Origin of the sequence: Sphingobium aromaticiconvertens (genome assembly GCF_037154075.1) — a bacterium.
Taxonomy (GTDB): domain Bacteria; phylum Pseudomonadota; class Alphaproteobacteria; order Sphingomonadales; family Sphingomonadaceae; genus Sphingobium; species Sphingobium aromaticiconvertens.
Genome location: NZ_JBANRJ010000001.1, coordinates 4,695,625 through 4,715,799 on the forward strand (window position 1 = coordinate 4,695,625; position 20,175 = coordinate 4,715,799).

Sequence of the window (20,175 nt, forward strand, 5' to 3'; positions counted from 1 at the left end):
GCCTCAATGACCGAAGATCAAGAAAGCCTGATGCCCTCCAACCCAAAGATGACCGCGCGCGACGTGCAGGTCTTCTACGGCCAGAAGGAAGCGATCAAGGGCGTGTCGATCGATGTCGACATGGACCATGTCACCGCCTTCATCGGCCCGTCGGGTTGCGGCAAGTCGACCTTCCTGCGGACCCTCAACCGCATGAACGACACCGTGGCCAGCGCGCGGGTAGAGGGCGAGATCACACTGGACGGCGAGAATATCTATGCGCCCAGCATGGATGTGGTGCAGTTACGCGCCCGCGTCGGCATGGTGTTCCAGAAGCCCAACCCCTTCCCCAAGTCGATCTACGAAAATATCGCCTACGGCCCCCGCATCCATGGCCTTGCCCATGCCAAGGCGGATCTGGACGTAGTGGTCGAAAAGTCGCTGCGCCGCGCCGGCCTGTGGGATGAGGTGAAGGACCGGCTGCACGACAGCGGCACCGCGCTTTCGGGCGGCCAGCAGCAGCGCCTGTGCATCGGCCGCGCGATCGCCGTCGAACCCGAAGTCATCCTGATGGACGAACCCTGCTCCGCGCTTGATCCCATCGCGACCGCCAAGATCGAGGAACTGATCCACGAACTGCGCGGCCGCTATGCGATCGTCATCGTTACCCATAATATGCAGCAGGCGGCGCGCGTGTCGCAGCGCACCGCCTTCTTCCATCTGGGCGATCTGGTCGAATATGGCGTGACGTCGGACATCTTCACCAATCCGCGGCAAGAGCGGACCAAGGACTATATCACCGGTCGCTATGGTTGAATTTGGGGCTGATCCGGGCGGGAGAGACAGACATGGCTGAACATACGATCAAGGCGTTCGACGAAGAAATCGACAATCTGCGTGGCCTCATCGCCGAAATGGGCGGCCGCGCCGAAGCGGCCATCGAAAATGCGATGATCGCTCTCCAGCGCCACGACAAAGTGCTGGCGGCGGAGGTCGTCGCCGACGACAAGCGGATCGACGCCATCGAGGCGGAGGTCGAGAAGTTGGTGGTGCAGATTATTGCGCTCCGCGCGCCGATGGCCAACGATCTGCGCGATATGATCGCCGCACTGAAGATCGTCAGCGTGATCGAGCGGATCGGCGACTATGCCAAGAATATCGCCAAGCGCGTGCCGATGATCGCCACCAACAAGCGGACGTTGGAGCCGATTTCGCTCCTCCCCTCCATGGGGCAGGTGGCGAGCGAGATGGTGCATGACGCCCTGAACGCCTTTGCCGCGCGTGATCCCGATCTCGCTTTGGCGGTGATCGAGCGCGATACGGTGGTCGACGATTTCTACAACAGCGTCTTCCGCACGCTCGTCACCTTCATGGTCGAAAATCCCAAGACGATCAGCGAGTGCGCGCACCTGTTGTTCGTCGCCAAGAATATCGAGCGGATCGGCGATCACGCGACCAACGTCGCGGAAATGGTCTTTTACGCCGCGACCGGCAAGACCCTGCCGGAACGCGAACGCGGCGGCGCTATGGGCCCAGAGGAATGAGTAGCATGAACCGTGCAAAGATGCTGCTGGTCGAGGATGACGCAGCACTCGCCGAACTGCTGATCTGGCATTTCAAGCGTGAGGATTTCGAAGTCACTCATACGGTAGACGGCGAGGAAGCGTTGCTGTTGGCGCAGGAAAGCGTGCCTGACATCGTCCTGCTCGACTGGATGGTCGAAAGCCTCTCGGGGATCGAGGTGTGCCGTCGCCTGCGCCGCATGACCGGCACCGCCAATGTGCCCATCATCATGCTGACGGCGCGTGGCGAGGAAGAGGATCGCGTGCGCGGCCTGGAAACCGGCGCCGACGATTATGTGACCAAGCCCTTCTCCCCGCGCGAACTGGTCGCCCGCGTCGGCGCGGTATTGCGCCGCGTGCGCCCGGCGCTGGCGGGCGAAACCTTGACCTTCGCCGATGTCGAGATGGACACGGTGGGGCATAAGGTCCGCCGCAGCGGCACCGTGATCCCGCTCGGCCCCACAGAGTTCCGCCTGCTCAAGCATTTTCTGGAGCATCCGGGCTGGGTCTTCTCGCGCGAGCGGCTGCTCGACAGCGTATGGGGACAGGACAGCGACATCGAATTACGGACCGTGGACGTCCACATCCGCCGTCTCCGCAAGGCGATCAACGCCGATGACCGAGCCGACATCATCCGCACCGTCCGCTCGGCTGGCTATGCGCTGGATACTGACGGGGCGGGTTAATTTCAGGGGCTGAAGATCAGCACCAGATAGACGAAGAACAGCGAGAGGTGGACCGCCCCCTCCAGCATGGTCGTGCGCGATCCTGAAAAGGTGAGCGAGTTGAGGATCAGCGTCGCGACCAGCAGCACCATATGCGCCGAGGCAAGGCCCAGCACGACCGACTGGCCAGTCCACAGGCCGATCAGCAGCACGGCAGGCACGGTCAGGCCCAGCGTGGAGGTGGCCGCGCCCAGACACAGGTTGATCGCGCGAGTGAGTTGATTGGCGGCCACCGCCTTCAATGCCGAAATCCCCTCTGGCGTGAACACGATCATGGCGATGATGATGCCACTGAGTGCCGTTGGCGCGCCCAGCGCCGCGATCCCCTGATCCAGCAGCTTGGCGAGGCTTTTCGACAGGATGATGATCGGCAGGATATTGGCCAGCAGCAGCGCGATATGCCGCCCGGTGGAGCCTGCTCCTGGCTGATGATGTGGCATCGGCGAGCCGCTTTCCTCCTCGCCATCGCCGCCCAGGGGCACGAAAAATCCCTTGTGCCGCCCGGTCTGGAGCCAGATGAAAATGGCATAAAGGGCAACCGTGAAGATAGAGAAGAACACCGCCTGCACGGTCGAAAGCGTGCCTGCCGAGGTGGTCGTCGTGAAATTGGGCAGGACCAGCGCGATCACGGTCAGGGGGATGATAACCGCCAGATAAGCGTTCGCCCCCTGCAGGTTGAAGTTCTGCTGATGATGGCGCAGCCCTCCGATGAGCAGGCCAAGACCGACAACGCCGTTCAGCACGATCATCAGCACCGCGAACATGGTGTCGCGGCCCAGCGTCGGCACGTCGGTCGATCCCAGCATCACCGCAGCGATCAGCGCCACTTCGATGATGACGATGGACAATGTCAGGATCAGCGTGCCGAACGGCTCGCCCAATCTTTCGGCGACTTCCTCCGCCTCATGCACCACGCCAAAGGCCGACCAGATGATGACGCCGAAGAGCCAGGCGAACAGGAGGGCTGACAGCGCGCCGGTGGCAGAGGCGGTCATCGCCGGGCCAATGCCCAGGAAGATCGCGACGGTGCCCCAGGCGGCAGCGAGACGCAAATTGGATGAAGTCATGCGTTTCATCTAGGGCATGACAGCGTGAGGTCCATAGCCACGCAGAGATTTTCTGCGCCCTGCATCACGACTTATCGCTCAGACATTGCACAGAAACACGGGTCCGCAATCGCGAAACACCCGTATCGCCAATTCGGTGTCAAGCCGCTGCCTTGCGCGCCTTCATCAGCTTCTTGATAAGCATATCGCGCTTCAAGCGCGACAGATGATCGATAAAGAGGATGCCCTCCAGATGGTCCATCTCATGCTGAAGACAGGTGGCGAGCAGGCCTTCCAGTTCCTCCTCGTGAATCCGTCCTTCGCGGTCCATCCAGCTTGCGCGGATGGTGGCGGGCCGCTCGACCTCGGCATATTGGTCGGGGACCGACAGGCAGCCTTCCTGATAGACGGACACAGTGTCGGAACCAGAGAGGATTTCCGGGTTGATGAAGACCATCGGCTTCTTGATGGCCGGGCCTTCCTCTTCCTCGGGTTCCTGAAGGTCCATGACCAGCAACCGCTTGGGCACACCCACCTGAATCGCCGCAAGACCAATGCCGGGCGCGTCGTACATCGTCTCGAACATGTCGTCGATCAGACGCTGGAGATCATCATCGATCGATTCCACGCGGGTCGATATGGTGCGCAGCCGTGGATCCGGCGTTTCGAGAATAGGGAGTATGGCCATGGAACAAAAATAGCCCGAACGCCGCCAAATATCAAGCGTAGCAGCGCGTCACCCCATTGCCCCTATCCTACTGGCCTGCGTGCGCGCAACGCCTGCGCCAGCGTTCCTTCATCCAGATAATCGAGTTCGCCACCCACCGGCATGCCATGCGCCAACTGGGTCAGCCGTACCGGAAACCGCTCCAGCCGCTCCGCCAGATAATGGGCCGTGGTCTGCCCCTCCAGCGTGGCGTTCATCGCCAGCACCACCTCGTCGATGCCGCCCGCCTCGACCCGCGCGACCAGCGTGTCGATGCCCAGATCCTCTGGCCGCACCCCGTCCAACGCCGACAATCGCCCGCCCAGAACATGGAAACGACCGGGAAAAAGCCGCGAGCGGTCCAGCGCCCACAGGTCCGCCACATCCTCCACCACGCACAGCGATCGCGGATCGCGCCGGTGATCCGAGCAGATGCCACACGGATCGACCGTATCGACATTGCCGCAGGTCGAGCATGTCACCAGTCGCTCATTCACCCGCTCAAGCGCACGCAACAGCGGTTCCATCGCGCTTTCCCGCTTTTTCAGCAGATGCAGCACCGCACGCCGCGCCGATCGCGGGCCAAGGCCCGGCAGGCGGGAAAGCGCCTGCGTCAGCGCGTCAATCTCAGGAGAAGCCATGGGCATGAGATAAGGGCTTGCAAGTCATGGGCACAAGGGGTTTGAGAGGGACCATGCGGATCATCTACATGGGAACGCCCGATTTCGCGGTGCCTGCGCTCGACGCCCTGTCTGCGGCGGGGCACGCTATCGTCGCCGTCTACAGTCAGCCGCCACGCCCGGCGGGCCGGGGGAAAGCGCTGCGCCCCTCCCCCGTCCACGCCAAAGCGGAGGAAATGGGGATCGAGGTGCGCACGCCCGTTTCGCTGAAGGAAGCGGATGTGCAGGCGGCTTTCGGCGCGTTCAACGCCGATGTCGCGGTAGTCGCGGCCTATGGCCTGATCCTGCCCCGCGCGATTCTGGACGCGCCGCGCCATGGTTGCATGAATATCCACGCCTCCCTGCTGCCACGTTGGCGCGGGGCCGCGCCAATCCAGCGGGCGATCCTGTCGGGCGACAATCTGTCCGGCGTCACGATCATGGACATGGAGGCGGGGCTGGACACCGGCCCGATGCGCGCCAAGCATGTCACCCCGATCGAGGACAAGACCGCCGGCGCGCTGACGCAAGAACTGGCGCAGGCCGGAGCGGAATTGATGGTCGAGGTCTTGGACGACCTTTCGCTCCATCCGCCCATGCCCCAGCCTGCCGAGGGCGTCACCTATGCCGCCAAGATCGACAAGGCCGAATCGCGGCTGGACTTCACCGCCGACGCGCATCGGGTCGAACGGCAGGTCCGGGCCTTCAACCCCTGGCCCGGCGCCTGGTTCAGCTATGGTGGCGAGCGTTTCCGTATCCTTTCCGCCCATGTCGAACCGCACGAGGGGCCAGCGGGGGAATTGCTGGACCATAGCCTGCTGATCGGCTGTGGCCATCACGCCATCCGTCCCACGCTGGTCCAGCGCGCGGGCAAGGGGGCGATGTCGGCGGGTGAGTTGCTGCGTGGCTTCGACATGCCTGCCGGGTCACGCGTGGATGATTGATCCCATTCCTGCCGCCGCCGCATGACCCGTTTCGCCTTCACCGTCGAATTTGATGGCCGCCCCTTCATGGGCTGGCAGCGGCAGGCCCATGGTCCCAGCGTCCAGCAGGCGATTGAGGAGGCCATTGCCCGCGTCACCGGCGAAGCGGCGGTCGTCCATGCCGCCGGGCGCACAGACGCGGGGGTCCACGGCCTGGCCATGCGCGCCCATGCCGACATCGCCAGGCCGATCACCGCCTTTCGGCTGATGGAGGCCATCAACGCCCTGATCCGGCCCAACCCGGTCGCCATCCTTGATTGCATGATCGTGCCCGACGACTGGCACGCCCGTTTTAGCTGTACCGGCCGCGCCTATGTCTATCGCATCGTCAACCGCCGCGCGCCGCTGACGCATGAGGCGGGGCTTGCCTGGCGCGTGACCCAGCCGCTCGACGCAGACGCGATGCATGAAGCCGCGCAGCATCTGATAGGGCTGCACGATTTCACCACCTTCCGATCGGCCCATTGCCAATCGGCCAGTCCGGTGAAGACGCTCGACCGGCTTGATGTGGCGCGCGACGGTGATCGTGTCGCCATTCATGCACAGGCGCGTTCGTTCCTGCACCATCAGGTGCGATCGATGGTCGGGTGCCTGGGGCTGGTGGGCATGGGCCGCTGGTCGCCGCAGGACATGGCCGACGCATTGGTCGCTGCGGACCGATCGCGGCTGGGCCTCAACGCCCCGCCTGACGGCCTCTATTTCGTCCGGGCAGACTATCCGGCCAGCACCACCTGATTGCGGCCAGCGCGCTTGGCCTGCAACATTGCTCCGTCCGCGCGGCGGATCATGGCCGCCAGATCCGTGTCGGCGGTGGGAACGGTCGTCAGCAGGCCAAAGCTGCCACTGACGCCCACATCGTCCATCCAGACAAGCTGCGAAAGAGAAACGCGAAGTCGTTCGACCAGTTCGGTCGCCGCGTCGTCGGTCAAACCCGACAGCAACAGGACAAACTCGTCGCCTCCGATGCGGGCGGCGACATCCATTGGGCGCACATAGGCCTTCAGCAATGTGCCCACGTCGATCAGGCACTGGTCCCCCGCCTCATGTCCGAAGCGGTCATTGAGCATTTTGAACCCGTCAAGATCCAGATAGACAAGGCTGACAGGCTCCCACGCATGGACCGCCTGATCGATCATAGCCTGAGCGCGGTCGGCGAAGCCCCGGCGGTTGCGCAGCCCCGTCAGTGGATCATGCGTCGATTCATGATGGGCCTTTCGCACCTCCGACAGATCCTCGACCACCGCGACATAGAGTTCCGGTTCGCCGTCTTCATCGCGCATCATCGACACGGTCAGATTGATCCAGACGATTGCCCCATCCAGCCGGATATAGCGTTTTTCCATCGAGTAACGGGGAATCTCGCCTCGGTTCAGACGAGCGAGCAAAGCCTCGTCTGCGCGAAGATCATCGGCATGGGTGATCTGCTGAAAACCCGAGCGCATCAGCGCATCGGCGCAATAGCCGGTAATCTCGCAGAAGCGCGCATTCACCAGCAGAAAGCTGCCGTCCATCCCGACATGAGCGATGCCTACAGGCGCGTTATGGAAGGTCGCCTGGAACCGGCGCTCGGCCAATGCCAACGCGGTTTGAATCGCCTGCATATCAACCGCAGAACCGGGGACCATGGGACCGGCGACTGCGCATGGCAGACCCTCTGCACCCTTCACTCCCAGGGCCGACCGGTTTCCATCGAATATGGAGGCGAAATAATAGGACAAGGACAACCCGCTCTTTCTACAAGTTCCCTTCATGCCTGCAGAGGGTAAAAAGAGCGTTTAGCAGTCCCTTCAACGGCCTCGGTTCGTCGCGAAAATCAGACCCGCGTGCGGAATGGGGTGAAATTCGTCCCTTCATCATAGATGTCCAGCCCCTCGCGCCGCTTGAGGAAACCGACCACGGCATAGGTCACAGGCGTCAGAACCGCTTCCCAGCCCACCTTGAGCGCCCAGTTGGTGACCATCACCGTCGCCACCTGACCATTGCTCCAGACACCCAGAAAGGCCAGCGGATAGAAGAACAGGCTGTCCACCCCCTGCCCCACCACCGTGGACCCGATGGTCCGCATCCACAGATGCCGCCCCCTGGTCAGCAGCTTCATCTTCGCCAGCACGAAACTATTGGCGAACTCGCCCGCCCAGAAGGCGATAAGAGAGGCGAATACGATCCGCCAGGTTGCACCGAACACCGCCTCATAGGCTTTCTGGTCCGGCCATCCCTCTGCCGCGGGAAGGGCGACGACCACCCAGCTCATCACCGCCATGAACAGCATCGCGGCGAAGCCTGCCCAGACACAGCGCCGCGCGCGGGCATAGCCATAGACTTCGGTCAGCACGTCGCCGATTACATAGCCCAACGGGAAAAACAGGATGCCCGCGCCGAAGGTAAAGCCCCAGAGCGTCGCCAGCTTCGCCGCGCCGATCAGGTTGGAGAGCAGCAGGATCGCGACGAAGGCGGCCATGAAGAAATCGAAATAGCGCAACGGCCGCCCGACGATCTGCCCCGCATCCAACTTTTCGACCATCAACCTTGCCCCCGCCCGCTCATCCACTCCTGCATAGAGCGCGCGCGCCGGGATGCAAACCGCGCCAGGCGATTGCGCGAACGCCCACGCCTCGCTATCGAGCCATCGGCGATGGCACACCCTTCGCCTGGATCTTGAGGCCCCGTAGCTCAACTGGATAGAGCACCCGCCTTCTAAGCGGGATGTTGCGTGTTCGAGTCACGCCGGGGTCACCACTTCCGTGCGAAGCGACGGAATTGTGCGGAAATCATCCCTAAATCAACGTTTCATTCGCTGCCCCGTGGTACGAAAGGGTAGCCGCGCCAGCTACAAAGGCTACTGACGGAGGCACGCTGAAAATCGGAATGCCCGTAAGCGTCAGGGCAGCGATCGCGAGTGCGACTTGAGCGAGCCCAAGGCCGAAGATCTGGCCGCCCGTCGCCCCTCGCTGCCTCTGTCAAGCCGTGCCTTCCCCTCCCCCCTTTGTGGAGAGGATCGGGAACGCCTGCAACGGGCGTCGAAAGCCGAGTTTCAAAATTTCGCGATGTAAAGACCCCGTGTGAATTCCCATACCATATTGGTATAAAGATAAATTGAAATTTGGTATAAACAAAATCTTGAAATAGGCATATTCACTTGCTAGGCCAGTGACAAATATCGCCAGAACGGGTTTCTGGACTGTCGGGGAAGGATGGCGCAGGCATGAGGAAAAGGCCGGGGAACTGGGCCGCAGCAGCGGCGTCGCTGTGGGCGGCATCCACGCCGGCCCTGGGTGCAGAGCATCTTGTCCACGACCAGGCCGAATATCGGCAAGTGATGAAAAACGTGAGAGCCGGTGACGTCATCCGTCTGGCAGATGGCGTCTGGCAGGATTTTCCCGTCCTGTTCGAGGGGCGCGGCACAGCATCCGATCCAATTACCCTGACCGCTCAGACGAAGGGCAAGGTCATTCTTTCGGGCGGATCGAGCCTGAAGATCGCCGGCACATATATGGTTGTGTCTGGCCTCGTCTTTCGCAATGGCCATGCGCCGGGCGACGAGGTCATCAGTTTTCGGCGTGATGCCCGCACCATCGCAAGCCATTCGCGGCTCACCGAAGTCGTCATCGATCATTTCAACAAGCCCAGCCGGCGGCAGGAAGATCGCTGGGTCTCCCTCTACGGAACCGACAATCGGGTCGACCACAGCTGGTTCGCGGGCAAGGGCAATGCCGGCGTCACTCTGGCGGTCGTCAGGCCAAAGGGACAACCGCAGGCCAACCGCCACCGCATCGACAGCAATTATTTCGGGCCGCGTCCGCCGCTCGGATCCAACGGGGGCGAGACTTTACGGATCGGCACCAGCGATGAATCGCTGTCCGATTCCGCGACCATCGTGGAAAATAATTATTTCGACCGATGTGATGGTGAGGTGGAGATTATCTCCGTCAAGTCAGGTGGCAACATCATACGCGGCAACACGCTCTTCCAGTCGCAAGGCTCGGTCGTGCTGCGACATGGCAACGGTAATCTGGTCGAACGCAACATATTCCTGGGCGGTGGCAAGCTGCATACCGGTGGTGTGCGCATCATCAATGCGGACCAGACTGTGCGCCACAATTATATGGAAGGGCTGGCGGGAACGGATTTCACGAGCGCCATCGCGGTAATGAACGGTGTGCCTGGATCGTCGATCAACCGTTATCATCCGGTGTCAGGCGCGCTGATTACGCATAATTCCCTGTTCGACATTGCCCGGATCACGCTGGGCGCGGGTGCCGATGCCGAGCGATCGGCTCCGCCAAAGGACAGCCGTTTCACCAGCAATCTGGTCAGCGGTGCCGGGGAGCAGGACATTATCCAGATAGATGCCGATGTGCGTGGAATCCGCTTTGTCGACAATGTCGCCAGTGGCGGCGTGCCTGTGGCATTGGCCACGGGCATAGCCCATCGCCCGATTGCGCTGTCGCGCGCGAAGACCGGCCTCCTTGTGCCCACCGACCCGTTACTGGCCAGGCTGGGCGCGCCAGCCGATTTGCAGCCGGTTGGCAAGGATCAGACGGGACCGACCTGGTATCCCAAGGATGCGCCGAAGGTGGGTTTTGACAGCGGGCATAGGCTGGATGTAGCGCCCGGCGTGCTTGGTGCCGCCATTGCGAAGGCGCAGCCCGGCGACACGCTACAGCTTTCGGCTGGCCGCTACGATGTTGCAGCGCCTATCGTCGTCACCATCCCCCTGACCATAGCCGGGCCGAAAGAGGCGATGCTCTCCTTTGCCGGAACGACGCTGTTCCAACTGGGTGAAGGCGGAAGTCTGCGGATAAAGGGACTGTCGATCCGTGGCGATGCGGCCCCTGGCCAGCCGGGCAATGCGGTGATCCGTTCTGCGCTGGTGCCGACCATCGCCAACTATGCGGTGGAACTAAGCGGCACGGCCTTTACGGGGATGGACAAGGCGCCGGACTTCGACATCATGGCGACTACGGCCGGAACTTTCGCCGATCATATCAGCATCGAGAATGTGGTGATCAGCGGCCTTTCCGGCACAGTAGTCGCTGCTGCGGCCGAAACGGGCGGCAAGGGCTACTACCCGGCCGAACGCATCAGCATAGCGGGATCGCAATTTGCCGATGTCGGCAGGATTGCCGACGTTCTGCGCGGTGGTACGGACGAAAGCACCTTCGGCCCGGCTTTCGTCCTGCGGAACAACGGCATCATCGATGGCGGCCCATCTGCGCTGACCCTGTCCGGGGTGCAATCGACCCTGATTGCGGACAACCGGTTCGTCCGGGCCGGAGCGATCGACATCGCGCACAGCGTTGGCGCGCCCGAAACGCGCATCGTTCACAATCGCATGGCTGCAACGCCGCAGCCCCGGATCACCCAACTCTATCCCCAAGCCATGCCGCGGGTCGAAATGGCTGACAATATCGCCACCGGAGTTGCGCAATGAACATCCGAACATCCCTGATTGCGGCCTCGCTGCTGGTGCTGGCAACAACGCCCGCCTACGCACAGGATGCGGCGACGCGGCCTGTCCTGATCGACGCGGCCAGGCTTGCCACTATGTCCGCGCAGGCCGATCGCTATCCGCTGTTCGCGCAGGAACTGGCCCGTACTCGTAAAGGGGTGGATGCCGCGATCCGCGCAGGCATCGACGTGCCAGCCCCCAAGGACCCAGGGGGTGGCGCGACGCACGAGCAGCACAAGCGTAATTACACGGCACTCTATGGCGCGGGACTGCTCTACCGCATCACCGGCGAGCATCGTTACGCCGATTATGCGCGCGACATGCTGCTCGTCTATGCAAAGCTGTATCCCACGCTTGGCCCGCATCCCGCCGCATCGAACCAGGCGGCCGGGCGACTATTCTGGCAAAGCCTCAACGACAGCGTCTGGCTGGTCTACGGCATCCAGGGCTATGATGCGATCCGCGACACGCTGACCCCCGCGCAGCGGCAGTTGATCGACGATAATGTGTTCCGCAGGATGGCGGCCTTCCTTTCGACCGGCTCGCCCAAGGTGTTCGACCGGATCCACAATCATGCGACCTGGGCCAATGCCGGGGTTGGCATGACCGGCTATGTCCTGCGCGATCACAATCTGGTGGAAATGGCTTTGAAGGGACTCGACAAGAGCGGAAAGGCCGGCTTTCTGCGTCAGCTCGATCAGCTTTTTTCGCCCGACGGCTATTATGCCGAAGGCCCCTATTATCAGCGTTACGCGCTGCACCCCTTCGTCATTTTCGCTGCCGCGATCGAAGAGAACGAGCCACAGCGCAAGATATTTGCCTATCGCGACGGAATCGTTCTGAAGGCGATCCGCACGACCATTCAGCTAACCTATGATGGCCTGTTCTTCCCGCTGAACGACGCCATGCCGGACAAAAGCCTGCGGACCGAGGAACTCTATCAGGCGGTCGCGACCGGCTACGGCGTGACGAAGGACCCGACCCTGTTGTCGATCGCGCAGTGGCAGGGCCGGACGGTCCTCAGCCCGGACGGGCTGGCGGTGGCGCGCGATCTGGCAGGCGGCATGGCCAAACCCTTTCCCTTCGCATCGATGCTGCTGCGCGACGGGCCGAATGGGGATCAGGGCGCGCTGGCCATCATGCGCGCGGGACCGGGGGACAAGGACCAGCTTCTTCTCGCCAAAAATACCGCGCAGGGTATGGGCCATGGTCATTTCGACAAGCTCAACTGGCTGCTCTATGACGGCGGCAATGCGATCGTCACTGATTATGGCGCGGCGCGCTTCCTGAATATCGAGGCGAAGGATGGTGGTCGCTATCTTCCCGAAAATGACAGCTGGGCGCAGCAGACCGTTGCCCACAACACGCTGGTCGTGGGAGAGGTCAGCCATTTCGGCGGCAATGAAAAACTGGCCGACACGCTGGCGCCCCGACAGATTTACTTCTCCGGCGATGCGCCGACGCGGATCAGCACGGCCGAGATGACGGACGCCTATCCCGGCGTGACCTTTCGCCGGACACTGGCGCAACTGGTGGTCGAGGGCCTGAAAAGCCCGATCGTCATCGATCTTTTGCGGGTGAAGGGAGACAAGGCGGCGCGCTATGACCTGCCGCTCCATTTCGCTGGCCATCTGATCGATACCGGCTTCGCCCTGAAGTCCAACGTCACGATGCGACCCGTGTTGGGCAAAGCCAATGGCTATCAGCATCTTTGGGTGGATGCGACGGGCATGCCGGGCGCTGACAATGGTGTCGTCACCTGGATCGAGGATGGCCGTTTCTACAGCTATCGCGTCGCGACGCCCGGTGTGCAGATGATTTTGGGCGAAAGCGGAGCCAACGACCCGCGCTTCAACCTTCGTCGCGAGCCGGTGGTTATCCAGCGGCTGGACAATGCGAAGGACGCTGCCTTCGTCAGCCTGATCGAGCCGCATGGCCGTTATGACGCCGCGTCGGAAACGACGACGGGCAGCCGCAGCGCCGTCAAGGCCTTGCGCCATGTACGCGAAGGGGATGCCGATGTCGTGACGGTGGAAATGCTGGACGGCAGCCGCATCCTGCTGGCCGTGGCCGAGGATGCCGACCCTGACAGGGCGCATCGCGTGACCGTCGATGGCCGTCCGCTTGCATGGAAAGGGCATTTCGGCCGCTTCGACACGGCGAAGGAGACCGCCCGATGAAAAATATGCGCTGGATGGTCATCACCCTGATCGGGCTGGCGACGGTCATCAACTATATCGACCGCAATGCCCTGGCCGTGATGTGGCCTGCGGTTTCCAAGGATATTGGCGCGGACAAGTCCGATTATGCGCTGCTCGTGACGATCTTCATGATCGCCTACGCTTTTGGCCAGTCGGTGTTCGGCAAGATATTCGACGTCATCGGCACGCGCATGGGGTTTGCCGTGTCGATCCTTTTCTGGTCGCTGTCGATCGGGTTGCATTCCATGGTCCGCTCGCTGGGCCTGCTGGCGTTGCTCCGGGTGACGCTTGGCGTAAGTGAGGCGGGCAACTGGCCGGGCGCGGCCAAGGCCAATGCGCTATGGTTTCCACAAAAGGAGAGGGCGCTCGCACAGGGCATATTCAATGCGGGCGCGTCCCTTGGCGCGATCGTGTCGGCGCCGCTCGTCGCCTTGCTCTTCACCGGGTTCGGCTGGCGCACGACGTTTCTGGTGATCGGCCTGCTGGGTTTCCTGTGGCTGGTGCCCTGGCTTTGGTTCTATCGCGCCGATCCCGATGCCCATCCCTGGCTGACGCAGGCGGAGCGGGATCATATCATGGGGACCGGCGAGAATGCAGCCGATGCCCCGCCAACCGGCTATGCGCCCGGCTGGACGCAGATGCTGCGGCACCGGCAGAGCTGGGCCATCATTCTGGGCCGTTTCTTTCTTGACCCCGTCTGGTGGCTGTTCGTGTCCTGGCTGCCCATCTATCTGGCTGAAACCTTTGGTTTCGATGTGCAACAGATCGGCCTGTTCGCCTGGGTGCCGTTCGTAGGCGCCATGCTGGGCAGCCTGACCGGCGGATGGCTGTCCGGAGCGTTGATCGCGCGTGGCCGGTCGGTCAATTTCGCCCGCAAGTTCGCGATCACGCTGGGCGGGATCATCATGCTGCCGCCATTGCTGCTGACCATGCATGCGGCAACGCCCCTCTATGCCGTGCTGCTGATCGCCGTCATTCTCTTTGGCTTCCAGATGGCGATCAACAATATCCAGACGTTGCCGGCCGACTATTTCGGCGGCGGCACCGTCGGCTCGCTGGCCGGGCTGGGCGGCACCGCCGCGATTGCGGGTACGCTCATCACCACCTGGCTGGTGCCGTCCATGACGGCCACATCCTATGCGCCGATATTTGCGCTCGCCGCTGCGTTGGTGCCGGTTTCCCTCCTGTGCATCTGGCTGCTGGGCGGCCGGATCACGCCCCTATCATCTCCAGAAAATGAGGTTTGAGCATGCGTTTCAAGGATAAGATCGCCATTGTTACCGGTGGCGGACGGGACATCGGCAAGTCGGTATCGGTCCGGCTGGCAAGCGAGGGCGCGAAGGTCGTCATCAACTATCGCAGCAACGCGGCGGAGGCTGAGGCAACCCTCGCGCAGATCGAGGCTGCGGGCGGTGTCGCGATGATCCATCGCGCGGACGTGACCAGGGCCGAGGACGTCACTGGCCTGATCGCCGCGACGACCGCGGCCTATGGCGGCCATGTCGATTTTCTGGTGAACCTGGCTGGCGGCATGGTCGCCCGCAAGACGCTGGCGGAGATGGATGTAGCCTTTTTCGATGAGGTTATGGACCTGAACCTCAAATCCGCTTTTCTGGTGACCAAGGCGGCGCTGCCGTATCTGGGCAAGGGGAGCGCGATCGTGAATATCGCTTCGCTGGCCGGGCGGGACGGCGGCGGGCCGGGTGCGAGCATCTACGCCACGTCCAAGGGCGCGATGATGAGCCTGACGCGTGCCTGGGCGAAGGAACTGGGGCCGCAGGGCATCCGGGTGAATGCGCTGTGTCCCGGCCTGATCGGCACCAGCTTCCACGACATATTCTCCAAGCCGGAAGGGCGGGCGGCGACCGCTGGCAACACGCCGCTGCGGCGCGAAGGGCATCCCGACGAGGTGGCGAGCGCCGTTGCCTATCTGCTGTCGGAGGACGCGGCCTTCCTGACGGGGGTCAACCTCGACATCAATGGCGGGCTGTTCTTCTCCTGAAGGAAGGCAAGACTATGCTGAAGACATGGATTGCGGGGATGGCGCTGGTGGCGCTCATCCCCGCCGCGCAGGCGCAGAACGCCGACGGGCGCGAGGGGCCTGCCGCCCGGCGCACCGACGCCGAACGGCTGGTGCCGTACAAGATCGTGCTGGTGGGCGATTCAACCATGGCGCCGATGAGCGGATGGGCATCCATGTTCTGCGCGCACCATGTCAAATCGTCGGTCGCCTGCCTGAATGTCGGGCGCGGCGGGCGGTCGACGCGCAGCTACCGGCAGGAAGGGTCATGGGACATCGCGCTGGCCGAAGCCAAGGTGCCCGGCTATCGCAAGATCTATGTGCTGATCCAGTTCGCGCATAACGACCAGTCGACGGCCGCCGAACGATGGACCGACCTGAACGGCGAGTTTCCCGCCAACCTGCGTCGCATGGTGGAGGAGGTTCGCGCCATCGGTGCCGAGCCGGTACTGCTTACGCCATTGACGCGACGCGCGTTCCTGCACGGCAAGCTCGATCACAGGCTGGAGCCATGGTCGGCCAGTATCCGTTCAGTCGCGAAAGCGATGAAGGTGCCGCTGGTCGACCTCAATGCGCGCAGCGGGGCGGTGGTGCAGCGCATGGGGGCGGAGCAGGCAATGACGCTGGCACAGACCGGCCCCAATGACGCTGAACGGGCCGCAGCGAAGACGGGCACCACCCTCAAGCCGCGTTCGGCCGAACAGGCACGCCTGCCTGATGTGCCGACGACCCCTGACGGCCCGCAAGGCCAGTTCCAGCGCAAGTTCGATTACACCCATGTCGGCGATGCTGGGGCACAGCTTTTCGCCCGGCTGGTGGCACATGACCTTGTCGCCGCGGTGCCCGAATTGCGTCACCAGATCGCGCCCTGACGGCTGTTTCGCTCGACAGGCTGTGTTTTCGAGCGGGGTACGTCTTCCGGCCCCGACTGTGTGGATTTCGCCAAGCCTGTGGTGATGCCACATGCCGGGATGGCTTTGCGCATACCGCATGGATTAAAATTGGTATAAATAAAATGTTAAACTGGACTGCATCTTTGGATTGACATTTGGCGTCATATTGGACAGCTAGATGACAAAATGCCCAAAGGGGAGAGGACATATGACGTACTTCGCCAGCATCGGACTGAACCGCCGTAGCGCTCGCCGCCATCTTCTGGCCGGAGCAACCCTTCCCATGCTCTTCGTGCCGTCCGCCTTTGCGCAGATGAGCAGCACTCCCCCCGCGGAGCAGGGCGATACCAGCGTCACGGATATCGTTGTGACCGGTGTCCGCGAAACGCTTCAGACGTCCATCAGCGCAAAGCGCAAGGAAACGGCGATCGTCGATGCGCTGTCCTCGACCGAAATTGGCGATCTGCCCGCCCTATCGGTGGGTGAGGCGATCCAGACGATCACAGGGGCGACCACACATCGGGAAAAGGGTGGGGCCTCGGAAATATCGCTGCGCGGCCTTGGCTCTTTCCTCAGCAACACCACGTTCAACGGACGGGACGCTTCCAACGGAAGCGGCGACCGGGCGGTGAATTTCAACCAGTTCCCGTCCGAACTGGTCAACGGCATCAAGATCTACAAGACGCAGCAAGCCGATCTGGTCGAGGGTGGCGTCGCCGGCTCCATCGAACTGGAAACGATAAAGCCGCTCGATTTCAAGAAGAGTCGGCTGCAACTGGAGGTGAAGGGCAATTACAGCCCCTACCAGGATCGCATCGTCGGTTCGGGCGGCTGGGGCTGGCGCGGCACGGCGAGCTATGTTGACCAGTTCGACGTTGGCGCCCTTGGAGAGATCGGCATCGCCGTTGGCGCTCAGCGCAACAAGACCAATAATCCCGAAGAAACCTATGCCGCCAGTTCCACCTGGGTCGCCTGCAACCCGACCGTTACCGTCGCCAACGGAAACTGCACTGAAGTGGGCCGCGAGGCCGGTGCTGCAGGCGCCCCCTTTGCTCTCGTCCCCAATGCCGCGACCTTCCGCCAGATCAGCGAAAGCGACAAGCGCGATGCCATCTTCGGCGCGATCCAGTGGCGACCGAGCGCGACGCTGGATATCAATGTCGACGTTCAATATTCCAAACGCGACTATTCGGAAGACCGGCGCGATCTCAACCTGTCGGAATTGCGTTACGGCCTCAGGAACATCGCCCATGATGACAATGGCGTCCTGACCCATGTCGAAGGGCAGACGTCACTCGAAGCGGTCAGCACTTTATTGGAGCGCAACGAGGAATATCTCGGCGGCGGCTTCGACGTTGCATGGAAACCGACCGATCGCCTGACGATCACGGGCGACGCATCCTATTCACGCACGATTCGTACCGATGTGGAACGGTCCGTTCGGCTGCGGACCGATCCGCTGGACATCTTTGGCAACCGCACGCCGATCAACAACCAGCGCGTCGGCTATGTCTATGATGTTGCGCCCGGCAGCTATGCTCCGGCAATCACCTTAGATCCGCGTTTCAACGTCAACGATCCGGCGCTGTTCAGCGACGATGCGCGATTGCGCCGCGACGAACAGCAGCGCCGCAACAAAATCATCGCGGGTCGTCTGGACGGGGCTTATGAGATGGACGGATTCCTGCGCAGCATCGCGGCAGGCGTGCGTTTTTCCAAGCTCACCTATTCCGACTATGACGACCGGGTAGAGATCACGCAGGACGATCGCGCCGTCGATCGTGGCGTCAACCTCGCCTGCCGTACCGTCTTTCCCCAGACGGGCTATCTGTCGAACGCGCCGGGCGATCAGTTGTCCAGTTGGGCGACCTTTGATCCCGTCTGTCAGTTTCAGGGCTATCTGGGCACGGAAGATCCCGGCCGGAATGACGATGTGCGGTCGGTGGCCAATCGCGACGTCACCGAAAAGACGCTCGCGGCCTATCTGATGGCCAATTATGAAAGCGATCTGGGTGCCATGCCCGTTCGCGGCAATTTCGGCGTCCGCGTGGTGAATACCAAGGTGACGTCGAACGGACTACGCAGCGACCTTGAGGTCGTCAACAATCCTGACGGGTCGATCCGCCTTGTTGAAAGCGGTGTGTTCGACACCGTGACGATCAAGAGTCAGTCGACGAAATTCCTGCCTAGCCTCAATGCGATCTTCGAGGTGAAGCCTGACCTGCTGGTTCGCCTGGCGGCCTATCGCGCCATGTCCCGCCCGGCGCCCAGCGCGCTTGGTGCGGGACGGACGATCCAGTTGGAGGATGGCAATAATTTCAGTTCGGTGGCTGACGCCATCAGCCTGATTACCGCCAATGGCTCGCCACGCCTCAAGCCTTTGATGTCGTGGAACGCCGACGCTGCGATCGAATATTATCTCAACCGTGATTCGCTGTTCTCCGCCACCGTCTATTACAAGCAGTTCAGCGGCGGTTTCATTCCGGTCGTGCTGAACGAGAACTTCACGATCGGCGGGCAAGATTATTCCATCCCCGTGGTGCAGACCCAGAACAGCAGTGACAAGAGCAGGGTCTATGGCCTTGAGGTCACGCTTGCCAACCGCTTTTCCTGGTTGCCCGCGCCATTCGATGGCCTTGGCGGCAAGGTCAGCTACAATTATGCCAATTCCAACTTCAAGAACGAAGATATCCGCCTGGGCGCGGTATATGATCCGGTCACGGATACCACCACGCCGGGCATGATTCCTGCCGCCAATCTGTCTGGCTATTCCAAGCACGTCGTTTCCGGGCAGCTTTACTATTCAATGGGTGGCCTGAACCTGCAGGCGATCTATAATTACCGCTCCAACTATTATCAGGATTTCGTCGGCGGCAATTCACAACTGCGCTATGTGCGCGGCAACGATACGCTGGATCTGCGGGCTTCCTACGACATCAACAAGACCATGCAGTTGCAATTCCAGGCCGTAAACATTTTTGACGAACCCAAGATCACCGACATGCCGGTTAGCGGTAGCATCCGGCAGTATCATTATTATGGTTCGCGCTATTTTGTCGGCCTGCGCGTGCGCTTTTAATCGGTATAAAGCGACTGGTCAGGCAATTGCTTCATTTTGGCATGGACGCTATCGTAAATCCCATGACCGAAGAAAAGAAGGACCGTCATGGCTGATCGCCTGTTTCAGGGCATTGCCGACCAGATCGTCGCACTGATCGCGGAAGGTGTTTTCCCGCCGGGATCGCGCCTGCCCGGTGAACGCGAACTGGCAGAACGGTTCAATGTGAGCCGCGTTACCATTCGCGAAGCGGAAATTGCCCTTCAGGCGGTTGGCATGATCCGTATCAAGACGGGCTCAGGTGTCTATGTCTCCGAAAACGCGGGCAAGGAGGAGGAAAAGCTGCCGCCGGTCAGCGCCTTCGAACTGACAGAGGCCCGCTCGCTTTTCGAATCGGAAGCGGCGGCACTGGCGGCTCCGGTGATTTCCGACGAGACGCTGGCGCAACTCGACGAACTGCTCGACGCGATGGCGAAGGATGATGGCGACGACGAACAGTCGACCCAGGTCGACCGTGATTTCCACATGGCGATCGCGTCGGCGTCAGGCAATGCCGCCATTACCCATGTCATCCGTACCCTGTGGCGCCTGCGAACCGAATTGCCCGAGGTGCGCAATACCCATGCCAGTGTTTGCAAGCATGACGGCATGACGCGGCGTCAGGAACATGCCACGATCGTCGATGCGCTTCGCCGCCGGGACCCGCAGGGAGCACGGCTCGCCATGCGCCAACATTTCCATCGGCTTCTCGAATCCATGCTGGACGCGACCGAAGAACGGGAAATTTCTGAACTGCGGCGCAAGTCGCAACAGAGCCGCGAGCGCTTTTTGATGAGCGCCCGGATCGGTTGATCACATCCGTCAACAACGCGCCCAGCTCAGGCGCCGATCGCT

17 protein-coding genes and 1 tRNA gene are annotated in these 20,175 nt (G+C 61.9%); 13 read left to right on the plus strand and 5 right to left on the minus strand.

Annotation, left to right across the window (positions count from 1 at the left end):
* The first annotated feature begins 6 nt into the window (after positions 1-6).
* The 3 genes from pstB to phoB are packed head-to-tail and all read left to right on the plus strand — an operon-like array spanning position 7 to position 2,227.
* On the plus strand, positions 7-795 hold the full coding sequence (gene pstB / locus WFR25_RS22780; RefSeq protein ID WP_336973939.1) for a phosphate ABC transporter ATP-binding protein PstB: 789 nt from the start codon (positions 7-9) through the stop codon (positions 793-795).
* A 32-nt stretch (positions 796-827) separates the two neighbouring features.
* The gene (phoU, locus tag WFR25_RS22785; RefSeq protein WP_336973940.1) at positions 828-1,523 is read left to right on the plus strand and encodes a phosphate signaling complex protein PhoU; all 696 of its coding nucleotides are present in this window, start codon (positions 828-830) and stop codon (positions 1,521-1,523) included.
* A 5-nt stretch (positions 1,524-1,528) separates the two neighbouring features.
* Complete coding sequence (gene phoB, locus WFR25_RS22790) at positions 1,529-2,227, plus strand: phosphate regulon transcriptional regulator PhoB (RefSeq protein WP_336973942.1); 699 nt, start codon at positions 1,529-1,531, stop codon at positions 2,225-2,227.
* 2 nt (positions 2,228-2,229) lie between these two features.
* Here phoB and WFR25_RS22795 read toward each other — a convergent pair whose 3' ends face one another.
* The 3 genes from WFR25_RS22795 to recR all read right to left on the minus strand — a co-directional run bounded on the left by WFR25_RS22795 (position 2,230) and on the right by recR (position 4,659).
* Entirely contained in the window at positions 2,230-3,333 is a 1,104-nt protein-coding gene (locus WFR25_RS22795) for a calcium:cation antiporter (RefSeq protein ID WP_336973943.1), read from the minus strand.
* Positions 3,334-3,472: 139 nt separating this feature from the next.
* Complete coding sequence (gene def, locus WFR25_RS22800) at positions 3,473-4,000, minus strand: peptide deformylase (protein WP_336973945.1); 528 nt, start codon at positions 3,998-4,000, stop codon at positions 3,473-3,475.
* Between the two features lie 62 nt (positions 4,001-4,062).
* Positions 4,063-4,659, minus strand: coding sequence for a recombination mediator RecR (gene recR / locus WFR25_RS22805; protein WP_336975008.1), 597 nt, complete (start codon positions 4,657-4,659; stop codon positions 4,063-4,065).
* Between the two features lie 53 nt (positions 4,660-4,712).
* Here recR and fmt point away from each other — a divergent pair, with 53 nt between their 5' ends.
* Both fmt and truA read left to right on the plus strand, forming a co-directional pair.
* A complete protein-coding gene (gene fmt, locus WFR25_RS22810) occupies positions 4,713-5,621 on the plus strand; it encodes a methionyl-tRNA formyltransferase (RefSeq protein WP_336973946.1) in 909 nt (302 codons plus the stop codon).
* Positions 5,622-5,642: 21 nt separating this feature from the next.
* Positions 5,643-6,395 carry a tRNA pseudouridine(38-40) synthase TruA gene (gene truA / locus WFR25_RS22815; protein WP_336973947.1) on the plus strand — a complete coding sequence of 251 codons (753 nt, stop codon included), beginning with the start codon at positions 5,643-5,645 and terminating at the stop codon, positions 6,393-6,395.
* Here the strand turns inward: truA and WFR25_RS22820 are convergent.
* On the minus strand, positions 6,374-7,261 hold the full coding sequence (locus WFR25_RS22820) for a GGDEF domain-containing protein (RefSeq protein WP_336973948.1): 888 nt from the start codon (positions 7,259-7,261) through the stop codon (positions 6,374-6,376). The two genes, truA and WFR25_RS22820, sit on opposite strands and share 22 nt — an antisense overlap.
* A 212-nt stretch (positions 7,262-7,473) precedes the next feature.
* Entirely contained in the window at positions 7,474-8,181 is a 708-nt protein-coding gene (locus WFR25_RS22825) for a queuosine precursor transporter (RefSeq protein WP_336975009.1), read from the minus strand.
* Between the two features lie 138 nt (positions 8,182-8,319).
* On the opposite strand from WFR25_RS22825, the gene WFR25_RS22830 reads away from it, so the two are divergent.
* The 8 genes from WFR25_RS22830 (at position 8,320) to WFR25_RS22865 (ending at position 20,133) form a co-directional block, all read left to right on the plus strand.
* Positions 8,320-8,396: transfer RNA gene (locus tag WFR25_RS22830), tRNA-Arg, on the plus strand.
* Between the two features lie 466 nt (positions 8,397-8,862).
* Entirely contained in the window at positions 8,863-11,091 is a 2,229-nt protein-coding gene (locus tag WFR25_RS22835) for a chondroitinase-B domain-containing protein (protein WP_336973949.1), read from the plus strand.
* Complete coding sequence (locus WFR25_RS22840) at positions 11,088-13,289, plus strand: alginate lyase family protein (RefSeq protein ID WP_336973950.1); 2,202 nt, start codon at positions 11,088-11,090, stop codon at positions 13,287-13,289. The genes WFR25_RS22835 and WFR25_RS22840 overlap by 4 nt, the downstream gene beginning before the upstream one ends.
* Positions 13,286-14,557 (plus strand): MFS transporter, encoded by a 1,272-nt coding sequence (locus WFR25_RS22845; protein WP_336973951.1) that lies wholly within the window; start codon positions 13,286-13,288, stop codon positions 14,555-14,557. The genes WFR25_RS22840 and WFR25_RS22845 overlap by 4 nt, the downstream gene beginning before the upstream one ends.
* Before the next feature lie 2 nt (positions 14,558-14,559).
* Positions 14,560-15,312, plus strand: a complete 753-nt coding sequence (locus WFR25_RS22850) for an SDR family NAD(P)-dependent oxidoreductase (protein ID WP_336973952.1) — start codon at positions 14,560-14,562, stop codon at positions 15,310-15,312.
* Between the two features lie 14 nt (positions 15,313-15,326).
* Positions 15,327-16,202 (plus strand): rhamnogalacturonan acetylesterase, encoded by an 876-nt coding sequence (locus WFR25_RS22855; protein WP_336973953.1) that lies wholly within the window; start codon positions 15,327-15,329, stop codon positions 16,200-16,202.
* 229 nt (positions 16,203-16,431) lie between these two features.
* Entirely contained in the window at positions 16,432-19,302 is a 2,871-nt protein-coding gene (locus WFR25_RS22860; protein WP_336973954.1) for a TonB-dependent receptor, read from the plus strand.
* An 87-nt stretch (positions 19,303-19,389) separates the two neighbouring features.
* Complete coding sequence (locus tag WFR25_RS22865) at positions 19,390-20,133, plus strand: FadR/GntR family transcriptional regulator (protein WP_336973956.1); 744 nt, start codon at positions 19,390-19,392, stop codon at positions 20,131-20,133.
* Positions 20,134-20,175 lie beyond the last annotated feature (42 nt).

Coding starts and splice junctions, on each gene's coding strand:
- pstB (WP_336973939.1), top strand. CDS start 7: ATGACCGAAGATCAAGAAAGCCTGATGCCCTCCAACCCAAAGATGACC.
- phoU (WP_336973940.1), top strand. CDS start 828: ATGGCTGAACATACGATCAAGGCGTTCGACGAAGAAATCGACAATCTG.
- phoB (WP_336973942.1), top strand. CDS start 1,529: ATGAACCGTGCAAAGATGCTGCTGGTCGAGGATGACGCAGCACTCGCC.
- WFR25_RS22795 (WP_336973943.1), bottom strand. CDS start 3,333: ATGACTTCATCCAATTTGCGTCTCGCTGCCGCCTGGGGCACCGTCGCG.
- def (WP_336973945.1), bottom strand. CDS start 4,000: ATGGCCATACTCCCTATTCTCGAAACGCCGGATCCACGGCTGCGCACC.
- recR (WP_336975008.1), bottom strand. CDS start 4,659: ATGGCTTCTCCTGAGATTGACGCGCTGACGCAGGCGCTTTCCCGCCTG.
- fmt (WP_336973946.1), top strand. CDS start 4,713: ATGCGGATCATCTACATGGGAACGCCCGATTTCGCGGTGCCTGCGCTC.
- truA (WP_336973947.1), top strand. CDS start 5,643: ATGACCCGTTTCGCCTTCACCGTCGAATTTGATGGCCGCCCCTTCATG.
- WFR25_RS22820 (WP_336973948.1), bottom strand. CDS start 7,261: ATGCAGGCGATTCAAACCGCGTTGGCATTGGCCGAGCGCCGGTTCCAG.
- WFR25_RS22825 (WP_336975009.1), bottom strand. CDS start 8,181: ATGGTCGAAAAGTTGGATGCGGGGCAGATCGTCGGGCGGCCGTTGCGC.
- WFR25_RS22835 (WP_336973949.1), top strand. CDS start 8,863: ATGAGGAAAAGGCCGGGGAACTGGGCCGCAGCAGCGGCGTCGCTGTGG.
- WFR25_RS22840 (WP_336973950.1), top strand. CDS start 11,088: ATGAACATCCGAACATCCCTGATTGCGGCCTCGCTGCTGGTGCTGGCA.
- WFR25_RS22845 (WP_336973951.1), top strand. CDS start 13,286: ATGAAAAATATGCGCTGGATGGTCATCACCCTGATCGGGCTGGCGACG.
- WFR25_RS22850 (WP_336973952.1), top strand. CDS start 14,560: ATGCGTTTCAAGGATAAGATCGCCATTGTTACCGGTGGCGGACGGGAC.
- WFR25_RS22855 (WP_336973953.1), top strand. CDS start 15,327: ATGCTGAAGACATGGATTGCGGGGATGGCGCTGGTGGCGCTCATCCCC.
- WFR25_RS22860 (WP_336973954.1), top strand. CDS start 16,432: ATGACGTACTTCGCCAGCATCGGACTGAACCGCCGTAGCGCTCGCCGC.
- WFR25_RS22865 (WP_336973956.1), top strand. CDS start 19,390: ATGGCTGATCGCCTGTTTCAGGGCATTGCCGACCAGATCGTCGCACTG.